Source organism: Chitinophagaceae bacterium (genome assembly GCA_016717285.1).
Lineage (GTDB): Bacteria > Bacteroidota > Bacteroidia > Chitinophagales > UBA10324 > JACCZZ01.
Genome location: JADKFU010000005.1, coordinates 2,303,936 through 2,317,625, shown reverse-complemented (window position 1 = coordinate 2,317,625; position 13,690 = coordinate 2,303,936). Strand labels below are relative to the sequence as shown.

8 protein-coding genes are annotated in these 13,690 nt (G+C 41.1%); 6 read left to right on the top strand and 2 right to left on the bottom strand.

Translation table 11 applies throughout. The features are described 5' to 3' along the window. The first annotated feature begins 517 nt into the window (after positions 1 to 517). The 3 genes from IPO83_19115 (at position 518) to IPO83_19105 (ending at position 3,129) form a co-directional block, all read left to right on the top strand. Positions 518 to 1,018, top strand: coding sequence for an RNA polymerase sigma factor (locus IPO83_19115; GenBank protein MBK9733369.1), 501 nt, complete (start codon positions 518 to 520; stop codon positions 1,016 to 1,018). Between the two features lie 166 nt (positions 1,019 to 1,184). Then, positions 1,185 to 1,841: a PrsW family intramembrane metalloprotease gene (locus IPO83_19110; protein ID MBK9733368.1), complete on the top strand. Its 657-nt coding sequence runs from the start codon at positions 1,185 to 1,187 to the stop codon at positions 1,839 to 1,841. Positions 1,842 to 1,938: 97 nt separating this feature from the next. Next, positions 1,939 to 3,129, top strand: coding sequence for a YcaQ family DNA glycosylase (locus IPO83_19105; protein MBK9733367.1), 1,191 nt, complete (start codon positions 1,939 to 1,941; stop codon positions 3,127 to 3,129). A gap of 144 nt (positions 3,130 to 3,273) precedes the next feature. Here IPO83_19105 and IPO83_19100 read toward each other — a convergent pair whose 3' ends face one another. Continuing rightward, positions 3,274 to 4,053: an enoyl-CoA hydratase/isomerase family protein gene (locus IPO83_19100; protein MBK9733366.1), complete on the bottom strand. Its 780-nt coding sequence runs from the start codon at positions 4,051 to 4,053 to the stop codon at positions 3,274 to 3,276. A gap of 204 nt (positions 4,054 to 4,257) precedes the next feature. Then, on the bottom strand, positions 4,258 to 6,363 hold the full coding sequence (locus tag IPO83_19095; protein ID MBK9733365.1) for a ComEC family competence protein: 2,106 nt from the start codon (positions 6,361 to 6,363) through the stop codon (positions 4,258 to 4,260). A gap of 512 nt (positions 6,364 to 6,875) precedes the next feature. Between IPO83_19095 and pyrR the strand changes: the two genes are divergently transcribed. The 3 genes from pyrR to IPO83_19080 all read left to right on the top strand — a co-directional run bounded on the left by pyrR (position 6,876) and on the right by IPO83_19080 (position 13,541). Then, complete coding sequence (gene pyrR, locus IPO83_19090; GenBank protein MBK9733364.1) at positions 6,876 to 7,427, top strand: bifunctional pyr operon transcriptional regulator/uracil phosphoribosyltransferase PyrR; 552 nt, start codon at positions 6,876 to 6,878, stop codon at positions 7,425 to 7,427. Continuing rightward, complete coding sequence (locus IPO83_19085; GenBank protein MBK9733363.1) at positions 7,424 to 8,365, top strand: aspartate carbamoyltransferase catalytic subunit; 942 nt, start codon at positions 7,424 to 7,426, stop codon at positions 8,363 to 8,365. Before pyrR ends, IPO83_19085 begins: the two co-directional genes overlap by 4 nt. 307 nt (positions 8,366 to 8,672) lie before the next feature. Then, a complete protein-coding gene (locus IPO83_19080) occupies positions 8,673 to 13,541 on the top strand; it encodes a PKD domain-containing protein (protein ID MBK9733362.1) in 4,869 nt (1,622 codons plus the stop codon). Positions 13,542 to 13,690: the final 149 nt, after the last annotated feature.

The following is a 13,690-nucleotide window of genomic DNA, read 5'->3' as shown; positions in this document are numbered from 1 at the left end:
CGCTCTTTCATTTCGACTTTCACCCATAAGCATCAGTTTAAGAATTGAAATTTTGAAGCCTCATTTGCCTCCGCAGGCATGTAATACCAATAGCTTATTATTTGGGCAGGTGTATCATCCTGAAATGGGCGAATCATCGTTACACATCTAAATACCAGCGTTCCTTCCATATATTATTGCTTTCCAATATCATCCGGATTGTTTCGTAATGCTATTTAAGCAACCCTTTAAAACCATTTGCGGTGCCAGTTTGAGGACTCATTTGCTGTATAATTAAAGCATCAGAATGTTAAACAAATGCTTTAACGTCGTTTTAACGGGATTTCTCGTTTTTTTAGGAAGGTTGTAAAAACGTCGTTTTTTTAGTGATTCGCATAGTATGAAAATGTACCAGCCTCTTCGGCTATTTGTGTAATTGGAAGCGTCAAAATATAATGTTTAACGAAAAAGCATAAAAGTTAAACAAAATGTTTTATCTTTGCTTCTCATTAGTGATTAAAACATACAACTCTTCAACATGTCAACTTTAGAATTTGATACACAGGTGGAACAAGCAGCCGAGTCGCTTTATTCGTTCGCTTATAACCTGACAAAGGATATTGAAGATGCAAAGGACCTTATTCAGGAAACTTTGTATCGCGCTCTTCTCAATAGAGATAAGTTCAGGATGGATACCAATCTGAAAGCATGGTTGTACACGATCATGAAGAATAGCTTCATCAACAACTATCGTCGCCAGGCCAAACGCCAGACTGTAACGGATGAAACTGAAAATCAGTTTTACATCAACACACTCGCTAAAACAACTGTTAATGACGGTGAGGTGAAGCTTGGAATGACAGAGATTGAACGTGCTTTAGCTGATATTGATGAAAGCATTCGTGTTCCCTTCCTAATGTACTTCGAAGGCTACAGATACCACGAAATTGCCTTTCACCTTTCCATTCCATTGGGAACTGTTAAAAGCAGAATATTCTTTGCACGCAAAGAGCTGCAACGTCGCTTGAGACGCTTTTGATAAATTGACATCCTCTGAAGTTGAACAAATAAAGGAATGCCGGAAATATTTCCGGCATTTTTTACTGGCGGAATTAGCGTCAAATCCATCTGGTTGATTTTTATTATCCCTTTATTCTGTTTAAATTTTCACAAATTAATTTATGATCCCGTACCTGACACTGGGAATGGCAATCGCGCCGGGACTTGCCATTGCAATATTTGTTTATTGGAAAGATAAATTTGACAGTGAGCCGAGAAGATTGCTGATATTCTCATTTATCCTTGGCATGATTGCCATTTTACCCGCCATTTTATTAGAAGATATCGGTAGCTCTAAGTTGCCGGTAATGAATGCAACACTCAGAACTTTCTTATTCACCTTTGTGGTGGTAGGTGGGAGCGAGGAATTTTCAAAGTTCTTTATGCTCCGGATCTATGCTTTCAGGAAAAGAGATTTTAACGAACCATTTGACGGCATTACTTATTCCGTAATGGTGGCAATGGGCTTCGCCACACTCGAAAATATTTTCTATGTGAGTCAGTATGGAATGGGAAACGCAGTGCTCCGGATGTTTACGGCTGTTCCTGCTCACGCCACCTTCGGAGTGATAATGGGTTATTATGTCGGACTTGCAAAGTTTAAAAACAATGCTATTTTTCTTCAGCTGCAGGGTTTATTGTTTGCTGTGATACTCCATGGTGCCTATGATTTCTGCATCATGGCGGAGAACATTCCGCTGATAGCAGGCGGCGCTTTTATTTCATTGTTGTTAGGCATCCGTTATTCGTTGAAAGCCATTCGCATTCATCAGCAGATGTCCCCATTTAGAACGGCCCCCTGAAATTTTCTGAATTCTGATAGCGATAATCGCTGACAAAGAATTAAAAACATACGCAAAAAGCAAGACCTGTTATCTTAGCAACGATCAAAGTATGAGCATGAAAGGCGAGATTTCCATAGCCAGGGCAGCAAACACAGCAATTGAAAGCCAGTGGTTGACCGGACAGCAACTGCGCACAAAAAGTGATCTGCTCAAAACCATTGAGCACCTTGGCTATGTACAGATTGATACTTTATCAGTTGTTGAAAGAGCGCACCACCATGTGCTTTGGTCGCGCATACCGGAATTTAAAAGTAGCTGGCTGAGTGAATTGCTCAGTGAAAAGAAACTTTTTGAATACTGGGGACATGCGGCTTCTTTTCTGCCAATGAAAGACTATCGTTTTTCATTGATCAGGAAGCGGGCATATGCGAAGGGAAAATCGCATTGGTTTGAGCAGGACAAAAAGGTAAAGCGGCACGTATTGAGCAGAATAAAACGGGAAGGACCTTTGCAGTCGAAGGATTTTGAAACTACGGAAGCAAGCCGGCAAAGCTGGTATTACTGGAAGCCGGCGAAACGCGCGCTCGAACAATTGTTTATGGAAGGAAAACTGATGGTCAGTCACAGGCAAGGTTTTCAGAAAGTATATGACCTTGCTGAAAACATTCTGCCTTCCGATGTCAATACTCGTTTCCCAACCAAAATGGAATATGCAATGCATCTGGTGGAAACATCCGTGCGTGCACATGGCATTCTTACGGAAAAAGAAATGCACTACCAGCGTGGTGGCTGGAGTGATTACATAAACAAAGCAGTGCGTAAAATGCTGAAGGAAGGACAAGTGATCGAATGGAAACTGGAAGGTCATGAGCAAACGAAATTTTATGGACCGGCAAAAACAGCTATTAAATCTCTCGAAGCAACAAATGAAAAAGAAGTGCATATTCTTTCTCCCTTTGACAATCTTTTGATACAACGTTTACGCATGAAGCGGCTATTCAATTTTGATTATACTATTGAATGTTATCTGCCGGAACATAAAAGAAAATTCGGCTACTTCACGCTTCCCGTGTTGTTCGGCGACCATTTTATCGCACGTATGGATCCCAAAGCGGACAGGGCAGAAAAGATTTTTTATGTAAGAAACCTCGTGTTTGAAACTGGCATTCACCAGGACGATGAAATGCTGACTGCTTTTGCCGCAAAGCTGAAATCATTTGCAACTTTCAACGGATGCAGAGAAATAATTTTTGAAAAAACCAATCAGAAAAAATTGCAACAACAATTGGAAAAATTAATAACGTAATACAGCATATGAGGTAATGTCACTGCAATTATATTTTCTTCTCGAAAATAATCTCCGGCTTTGCCGCAACAATTAAACAATTAAACAATTAAACAATTAAACAATTAAACAATTAAACAATTAAACAATTAAACAATTGCCCCATCACCACTTAAATTTCTCCTTCTTCAAAAAAGCACCAACGCCTTTCCTGCAATCATCACTGCTCCGTGTTTTGGCATTCATTTCAGCGGCATAGTTCAATGCATCATCAAGTTCCATCGTCGTTACCTTTTGCATCATTTCTTTTGTCGCTGCCAATGATTGGGAAGATGCTTCTTCAGAAAGTTTAATAGCGAAAGATTTTACAGTGATCCCGATATCCTCTTTGGGAATTATTTCATTGATCAGGCCATAGGACAGTGCTTCAGCAGCAGTAACCAACTTCCCGGTAAACAATAACTCCCTTGCTTTTGCGCCATTGATTTTTCTTAACAGAAATACCATTACCAATGCAGGTATAAATCCAATCTTTACCTCTGTATAACCAAATTTAGCATCAGGCACTGAGAAACAAAAATCACAGACAGCCGCAAGTCCGCAACCACCGGCGATAGCATGACCTTCCACCTGCGCAATCACGATTTTGGGATGCGTATAGATTTTGAGCAGCAGTGTTTTCAGTAAGGTGGAATCTGCCAGGTTTTCTTCGTAAGAAAAATTTTGCAGGCGTTGCAGGTATTCAAGATCTGCTCCTGCACTGAATACATCACCTTCCGCTTTCAGAATAATAATTTTTACCTCATCATCGTCTGTGGCAAGTTGTAATGCGTGGGTCAATTCTTTGACAACGGTATCATTCAATGCATTCTTTTTCTCAGGCCTTGCAAGAATAATATAAAACAGTCTGTCCTGTTTTTCGGTTTTTACGAATAAAAAGTTCATGGGGTGGCTTGTTTCGCAAATGTAATACTTCGGTTAGAACCTCGTCGATTTCGTAAGGTTCATGTTTTATTAAAGCATTGTTAAATTGTTTAATGGTCAGGATGACTTTCCGAATCTGCAAACACTTTAAAATGTAGGATTGTAGCAATTTAACAATGTAACAGTTCGCCCGGTGAGTCAAAGATTTTTGAAGTAGGTGATCAGTCAAATATGCTGCACAAATGCACCTTCTGTTGCAACATCATGTATTGCAAATCCAAGTTGGCTGGCTTCTTCCTTCCATTTGTTTACGTGATATGGACTGTTGCTCGTATCAAAAATAATGTGGGCAGTTTCAAAATACGGTAACACGTCTTTAAGATGTAGCGAAGGATTCCCTGAAATCAGCAAAGCGTTTACTTTTATTTTTTTTGTTTTTGGCTGAACCTGAAACGGACTGTTTACAATGGCTAACCTGTAATTGTAAAATTGAACGAATGAACAACAGTTTGAGAATTGTGGATGGAGTTTCTTTTTGAAATCCTTTTTTTGGTCAGCATTGACTATCGGAACAATATTGCTTAACCGCCAATGCTGTTCCAGGTAAGCTGAGTCCTGAGTAGAAATAATTCCTGCGCATTTATACAATTCAGCCGAATTGCCCGACCTGAACTCGAGGACTCCGGCTTTCCTGAAATCATATACGGTGAATGTTTTTTGTTGCAGGAGCTCGCAAACATTTACGCAATGAAAGGTGATAAATAGCAATGTGCAGATCATGCCTGCGAAGAATAATTTTTTTGCACCCGTAATGAAGAACCTGCTGATAAGTATGATAACAGCACCGAACAGCAGTAACTGTAAGAGACTTATTTCAGGAAGGTGGATAGAGGCTGCGGGCAACTTTTGAATATGTTCAATAAATTCATTCATAAGGTACGTTATCAAGTTGATGGCTTTGCCAAGAAGGGTTGCCAATGGACTTATAAATTGAAGAGCAATCAATGTAATGCCGAGATAGAGTAAGATGCCGGCAATGGGAATTACAACAATGTTTGCAAACAGAAAGTAAGCGGGAAACTGGTGAAAGTAATAGGTGGTGAGAGGAAGTGTTGCAATCTGCGCGGCAAGCGACATTGCCACCATCTTCCACAGATAATCCACTATTTTATTTTCCCTTGGCAGCCACCGATCTATATAATTATTGAGTGTGCCAATGCCAAGCACAGCGAGATAGGAGAGTTGGAAACCGACATCCATTACGAGCAACGGATCAATCAATAAAATCACCATAGCAGAGCATGCAAGAATATTGAACAGGTTCACAGGTCGTTTCATGTTTTTTCCGATCGTGATAAATGAAAACATAGTGGAAGCCCGAACCACCGATCCCGACAGGCCTGTTACCATGGTAAATATCCAGATAGCAGCCAGGATGATGATTGCTTGAATAAGCTTGCCGTGTTTTTTCCTGTTAAGGAAAAATAATAACTGATGAAGAAGTGCAAAAACAATGGCCACATGCAGTCCTGAGACTGCCAGCACATGCACCACGCCGGCAGCGGTGTATGATTGTGTTGTTTCCATTGACATGTGATCGCGGAATCCGATGACCAATGCTTCGGCCACTGCTGCTTCCCGTTCTGAGGGAATATAATTTTGAAGCGCTTTGATGGAAAAATCGCGTAACAAAAATGTAAATTGAAATAACGGATTTACAGACTTGCCGGTTAATAAATGCCAATCTTCCCGGTTCAAAAAAGCGGTTGCATAAATTTCCCTGTACCATAAATATTTTTTGTAATCAAACTGATCAGGGTTTGATGGCTGCGCTACGGATTGAAAGTTGTTTCTCACCATTAACAGATCGCCATAATGAAGATGCGCCGAGGCACTGTCTTTTTTCAGATATAAGATTGACCTGCCAAATGTTGGTGTTGCAGATACTGAGTCCACAGCTTGTGAAACGGAAACCAATATCTTATAAGTTTTTTCTTTTTCGATGGGTGGCTCTGTGATCTTTACCACGAAGAATCCTGCTTTAGGACTTTTATAAACAAATTGATCTGAATCATGTTGGTCAATCTTGTGATGGGTAAGCACATTGCCAAATACAAATGCAGTCAACTGGAAAATGCATCCAATAAAGGCTGCATATTTATACAGTCGTATGGTCTTGCTTCGCGAAGAAATATGAATGAACAGAACCAGTAAAACCATCACAGGTAAAAGCCAGTCGGGGAAGTGAACTGGTGAAAAGATGCAGGTAAGCAGTCCGGCAAGAAATGCAAATAGAATACGGACAAACGGATATTCGCTCCAGTGATTCATAGATAGGATATAAAATGATACAGGCGAAATAGCTTCGCGGGAACTAAAGTAAAAATTATTGCTGATAATTGAAAGTGGTTACGTTGAAAAGTGAAATGGTTAGATGGTTAAATGGCTACATGGCTAAATGGTTAAATTGTTAAATGGTTAAATGGTTGCGGCGAAGCCGGAGTGAAGCTGGCTCTTTATTTAGTTTGTATTCAGTTTGAATAAATTGTTTTATGTCCCGTAAGGACATTCTTTTGGTAGAAATTTTATGCGTGCGCATTTTGTCCCGATAGGGACATTCATATGATTTTAGATGGAGGAAATTTCCATTATACAATCATTTAATTTTAAAATCTAATCAAATCTTTTCAAGAATAATTTAATGATGGAGCGAATTACTCAAAACATATCGAACCCATTTTCGGCCTTGTGAGAAGCTTTCAGGAAATTCAGCTTTGATCCTTCTCAAACTATCTTGCTTATGTCTTAATCGAAGTGCTATATTTGCCAAAACTTATCACAGCTTGCAGCCGCGGATTATCCTTGATAGCAAACGATTCCTTCTAACGCTTAACCGGCTTTGTTTTCAGCTCATAGAAACTCAGAAAGATTTCTCCAATACTGCTATCATTGGGGTGCAGCCACGTGGCATCTATCTTTCCGATCGCATTCACAGACGGCTCACAGAGATTACCGGCAATGAAATTCTCTATGGCATTATTGACCCTACTTTTTATCGCGATGATTATCGTACCGCGGAGAAGCAACTGATTCCCAAAGCTACCAGCATTAAATTTTCTACCGAAAATAAAAACGTGGTACTCATTGATGATGTATTGTTTTCAGGAAGAACCATCCGGTCTGCAATGGATGCTTTACTTGATTTCGGAAGACCTGCAAAAGTGGAATTGCTTGTGCTGGTGGACAGGAGATTTACACGGCAGCTTCCCATTCAACCTGATTACATTGGCATCACGATAGATTCGCTCACTTCTGAAAGAGTAAAAGTGGATTGGGAAAAAAGTGAAGGCGCTGACCGTATCTGGATTGTACCGGCAAAACCCAACGAATCATGAATGCACTGAGTGTAAAACATTTGCTGGGCATCAAATACCTCACGCGTGAGGACATTGAAACTATTTTCGAATCGGCAGATGAATTCAAAGAAGTGCTCAACCGTCCGATCAAGAAAGTGCCTTCTTTACGTGATACAACTATCGTCAATCTTTTCTACGAAAATTCAACACGAACCCGAATTTCTTTTGAACTGGCGGAAAAAAGATTATCAGCAGACACTATTAATTTTTCTTCTTCAGGTTCTTCAGTAAAAAAAGGAGAAACACTTATTGATACCGTCAATAATATTCTCGCCATGAAAGTGGATATGGTGGTGATGAGGCATCCAAGCGCGGGGGCACCTGTTTTTCTGTCGCAGCACATCAACGCGAGCATTATCAATGCCGGCGACGGCACACATGAACACCCGACACAGGCATTGCTCGATGCGTTTTCGATAAGAGAAAAACTGGGCACCGTGGAAGGGAAGAAGATTGCCATCATCGGCGACATTCGTCATTCTCGTGTTGCACTTTCAAATATTTTCTGCCTTAAAAAATTGGGAGCTGAGGTGATGGTAGCTGGTCCGCCTACATTAATTCCGATGTATATTGAATCCTTAGGAGTGAAGGTGGAATATGATGTTCGTAAGGCACTTGAATGGTGTGACGTGGCCAATATTCTGCGCATTCAACTGGAAAGACAGGAGATTCAATACTTCGCGTCACTTCGTGAATATGCACTCTACTTCGGCGTGAATAAAAAACTATTGGATGAAGTGGGAAAAGATATCGTAATCATGCATCCCGGACCAATAAACCGTGGCGTTGAAATTACAAGTGACGTTGCAGATTCCAAACACTCTATCATCTTAGACCAGGTGGAAAACGGTGTCGCCATTCGTATGGCGGTGTTGTATTTGCTGAGTGGGAGGAAGGAGGAGGGGAGAAGAGTTTGAAGGGTTTGAAGGGTTTGAAGGGTTTGTAGGGTTTGAAGGGTTTATATTGTTTATGTTGTTTATGTTATTCATGTTGTAATGCTGCTTAAATCTTTTCCAGTCAATCACTCCAATAATGTAGAGATCTGTTTAATCAAATCTCACCATTCAGCAATAAAATCATATGCAGCACTACGTATTTTTTTACTGTCTCAGACCATGATTTTGTACACTATACCATCTTCTTAGTTCATGCTACACACAAACTTTATTTGTTTAGGATGAACGAATCAGTAAATTTAGACCCATAACCCATAAACAATTTTACATGAAAAGATTCCTTACTCCCGCATTCCTGACATTCGCATGCATTTTTTCATTCTCCGCTTTTGCGCAGCAGGCCAATAAACACTATACAGGATCAGCGGCCACCCCTTTTTATAAAGGAGCTTCTCAGGTTTTTGTAAACGAAAAAAGAAACACTATTTCATTTATTCGTTTGAATGAAAACGAATTTATTCCTCTTGCAACTGCAAAGGACTGGTTGAAAAACCAGGTATTAAAATTACCAGCTGCCAACGATCTGGTGCAGTACCAGCAATTCAGTGATAAGTCTGGGTTCACCCATACCCGCTACCGTGAGCATTATAAAGGAGTGCCAGTCGAGTATGGAGTGTATTACATTCACGCAAAAGGCGACCGTGTAAAGTCTGCCAATGGAGAATGGTATAATGGCATATCCATTTCCACCACACCTGCTATCACCGCAGCACAAGCTTATCAATCTGCGTGCAATTCAATGAATGCGAAAGCATGGTGGCATGAGCGGGAGGAAACGGATAATAATAAGCTGATGATCCTTCCGATGGATGGAAGTTATCACCTGGTATATAAGTGTGATGTTTATTCAAAGGATCCATGGAAACGTGAATGGATTTATGTAGACGCTCAGAATGGTTCAATTGTTAAAACAGAATCACGCATTCATGAAACGGATGTTCCGGGAACGGCTGTAACAGCTTATTGCGGTACACAACCAATTGTTTCTGACAGTTTTGCTACCAATAATTTCAGACTGCGTGAATATACACGGGGAGCAGGAATCGAAACCTTTAATGCTTTTGAAGGCAATGATTTCACAGGCTCCAGCAAGAACTGGAACTACAATGGTGGCTTTGATATTTATGCGCTTGATGCACATTTTGGTGCAGAAGCTACCTACGATTACTATAATAACAATTACAACTGGAAATCGGTGGACGGAGCGGGCAATCAAAAACTGAAAAGCCTGGTGCATGCCGGTGGTGGCATCAATGCATTCTGGGATGGAACTTATATGAGTTATCTGGATGGTGATGCAGGTATGGGCGTAACACCGCTCACATCGCTTGAAGTTTGCGGCCATGAGTTAACACATGGTGTAACGGAAAATTCGTCAGGACTTGTTTATTCCTGCGAGCCTGGTGGCATCAATGAATCAATGTCTGATATTTTTGGAGTTACGATCCGTTTTCTCAATATCCCGAACTCAAGCTGGTACCTGGGCGATCAGTTCAATTACCTTATCAGGAACATGGCCAACCCGAATGAATTCAGCAATCCGGATTGTTATGGTGGTTTGTACTGGTCTAATTGTCCGGAGGTACATTCAGGAAGTGGCGTGGGCAATTTCTGGTATTACCTGCTTACCGAAGGAGGAGAAGGAGTGAATGATGTAGGTAACTCTTATTTTGTGGAAGGTTTAGGGCTTATTGATGCCGGTGCCATTGCTTTTCGTGCAAACACAGTTTACCTGACACCCAATTCGCAATATGCTGATTTACGGGATCTTTCTTTACAAGCTGCGCAGGATCTTTTTGGAGATTGCTCGAACCAGGCCGTTCAAACGGTAAATGCCTGGTATGGTGTAAATGTGGGCGGTCCGTTTAATGATGCGGTGACTGCGATTTTTTCAGCGCCTCAAACTTCTTTCTGCACGGCTACTGTTCCTGTTTCCTTTGTAAACAATAGTTTAAACGGAATCAGTTATTTATGGGATTTCGGCGATGGAAATACTTCTACCGAAATGAGTCCGTCACATACTTATGGTGCCGTTGGCGTATACACAGTAACATTAATCGTAAATGGATTAGCATTGTGCAATACCTCAGATACACTGGTAAAAGTTGATTACATCACCATTGATAATGTAGGTCAGCCAACTGCTGCATCATGTACTCCTGTAACCACGCAGCCATCAACCGGTTTTGGCATCTTTAAAGTGAAGATGAATGAGATTGATAATATCAGTGTTGGCAGTAGCCCGGAAGGATATCAGGATTTCTCCTGTTCTGATTTTACACACCTTGTTGCAGGTGATCCTGTTCAACTAACAATCAATACCGGACCCGGTAAAAGTGAGGACCTTCGCGTCTGGCTTGATTACAACGGTGATGGTGTTTTTAATGAAACCAATGAGCTGATCTATCAGGACAATGCCGTAATTGATATTCATGGCGGCATCATTTATACACCAACAAGTGCTGTATTAAATGTGCCTTTGCGGATGCGGATTACGGACGATAAAAACGTGAACACTATTTCCGGCTCCTGTTATTCATCGCAATTCGGTCAAACGGAAGACTACTCTGTAATTTTTGAGCCGTCCAGTGTAGCACCTGTTGCTGATTTTACTTCCGACGTTACTAATGTTAATTTCGGTGGTGTTGTTAATTATTTTGATCTCAGCGTGAATGTTCCAACATCCTGGGAATGGCAGTTTGAAGGTGGAATTCCGGCAACTTCCACAGCGCAAAATCCTACAGGCATTGTATACAACGAGGTGGGAACGTTTGATGTAACACTGAAAGTCACCAATGCTTTTGGAACGCACACCATTGTGAAACCTGATTATATTACTGTTGATCCTGAGTTTAATGTATGCGATCTTCCAACAGTGTCACTTACGAGCGGAACTTTTTACGATACCGGTGGACCATTGGGAAACTATCAGAACAATGAGAATTGCACCATGCTGATTTCACCACCCTGCGCGGGAAGCATCACACTTAATTTTTCTGCATTTGCTTCTCAGGCCAACAGCGATTTCCTGAAAGTATATGATGGAGTAGATGCATCCGCACCATTGCTGCTAAGTGTATCCGGTTTTCCATTCCCATATCCTTCTGTAACCGGTACCTCCGGAAAGCTGTTCATTACCTGGACCTCTAACAGCTCACAAACAAACAGCGGTTATGCAGCATCCTATACTTCAGTGATTGGTGGCACTGTTACACCAGTTGCAGACTTTACCCTCAGCAGCAGCAATCCGGCTTATGGTGCACCAGTAAATTTTGCAGATAATTCCACCAACAATCCTATCGATTTCGCCTGGGATTTTGGTGATGGCGGCACTTCAGTTTCACCCAATCCTACGCACACTTTTGCCAGCACTGGCAGTTATTCAGTTCAATTGATTTCTTCCAATTGCGGAGGATCAGATACTGTAATTAAAACAGTTATTGTACAAGCCGCGCCTATTATAAAGGTGAATCCGAGTAACCTGACCTTTAACCTCAACTGCAACACCTCAACGGCAACATTGCCTTTTACCATCACCAACAGCGGAGCCGGTGATTTAACATATGATGTGCAGGAACATGAATATAATTTTCAGGGTGACAAGCCAAATATCCTTGCAATAACCTATGGAGTGGAGACTTTTGAAACTTATTTTAATACTATCAGCGCGATCAACACTTATTATCCGGGAGCAACCAGTATTCAGGAAATAAATACTACCAATGCTGAAGATCTGGCGGCCGCACTTGTGGGTAAGAATGTGTGCCTGATGGCGAAAGCTGTTGGTACACCAAGTGATTACCTGAATTTTTCAATACCGCTTCAAAGCTTTATTAATAATGGTGGCACTGTGATCTTGTGCGGAACCAGCTCTTCAAAAGTAAGCTGCTTGTTTAACACAGGATTGCTTTCAGGTACTTATGGTGCTGTTGCCACTAACCAGACTTTACAAGTGGTAAATACAACACATCCGATAACACAATCGCTCGGGAGTGAAATAGCGGACGGACCAAAAAATTCGCATTCTCTCAATCTTACTTCCCCCATAAATGATCTGATCACTTATTTAGGAGAAACTGTTGTGGGATATGAAAGTATCGGTTATGGTCATCTGGTTTATCTTGGATTTGATTATAAGACGATAGATAATAACTCCGGCACAACAATGGGCAACACCATGTCCTGGATCAATTCAATGCTGGTAAATGATTGGGTTTCTCTGAATCCAACAGGAAACGGAACATTGAGTCCAGGTACCTCCCAGGAAATTAATGTGACGGTAAACAGTGAAGGCCTTCCGGATGGCACCTACACCGAATACGTTGTGGTTACCAGCAATGATCCCAATAATCCTGTAGATACCGTTTGGCTTACAGTAAATGTTGATCAGGATAACTGTTCTTCATTCAATGCAGCATATCAGTGTGAAGGACAGGTTTGCTTTAATGATTCTGTACCTGCAACCGCTACTTCGGTCTCCTGGTCTTTTGGAGACGGCAACACTTCCTCACAAAATGATCCTTGTCATACTTATACAGCTACTGGTAATTATGAAGTGCAGTTGATTGCCTGCGGAACAGACGGTTGCGACACTGTGAATCAAACAGTGACCGTGACAATTCTTGCTGCGGCAATCAATTATTCACCGGTGATTGTTTATGAAAATGATATTGTTTCCTTTAACAGTAACTCTTCAGGCGCAACCTCCTGGAGTTGGACATTCGGAGATGGTGGAACTTCTACGCAGCAGAATCCGACTCATTTATATGCAGCTGGTGGAACTTACACGGTCACACTTATTGCAACAGATGCTTCAGGTTGTACGATTACCACCACGGAAATCATCACGATTCTGAACGTTGGTATCAATGATCTGCAATACAATTTTGATGTGAATATCTATCCTAATCCGTTTAGCAGCCAGGCAGTAATTGAATACACTTTGCCGAAAGCTGCATCTGTAAATATTGAATTGTGGAATTCACTCGGACAGAAGATCGTAACCCTACTTGATGGCAAAAATCAGCAAGCCGGCACTTATACTTATCCGGTTACAGTTGTGGAAGCTGGAGTGTATATGGTAAGATTCTCTGTTGGAGATACATTGCTTTGGAAGAAATTAGTACGTGTGAATTAAAATTGATTTTTTGCCGGAATATGAAACTGCCTCTGTGTATCACGGAGGCAGTTTTATTTTATGATCTTATTTTCACGGATTTCACTCATAATCAGATCCTGTTTAAAAACGATTTTAGTAAGCAACGTTACAGGGTGGTTGTCAATATT

Bases quoted from the DNA above. Each gene is read 5' to 3' on its own strand.
- IPO83_19100 (MBK9733366.1), bottom strand. From the start codon at position 4,053: ATGAACTTTTTATTCGTAAAAACCGAAAAACAGGACAGACTGTTTTAT.
- IPO83_19110 (MBK9733368.1), top strand. From the start codon at position 1,185: ATGGCAATCGCGCCGGGACTTGCCATTGCAATATTTGTTTATTGGAAA.
- IPO83_19115 (MBK9733369.1), top strand. From the start codon at position 518: ATGTCAACTTTAGAATTTGATACACAGGTGGAACAAGCAGCCGAGTCG.
- IPO83_19085 (MBK9733363.1), top strand. From the start codon at position 7,424: ATGAATGCACTGAGTGTAAAACATTTGCTGGGCATCAAATACCTCACG.
- IPO83_19095 (MBK9733365.1), bottom strand. From the start codon at position 6,363: ATGAATCACTGGAGCGAATATCCGTTTGTCCGTATTCTATTTGCATTT.
- IPO83_19105 (MBK9733367.1), top strand. From the start codon at position 1,939: ATGAAAGGCGAGATTTCCATAGCCAGGGCAGCAAACACAGCAATTGAA.
- IPO83_19080 (MBK9733362.1), top strand. From the start codon at position 8,673: ATGAAAAGATTCCTTACTCCCGCATTCCTGACATTCGCATGCATTTTT.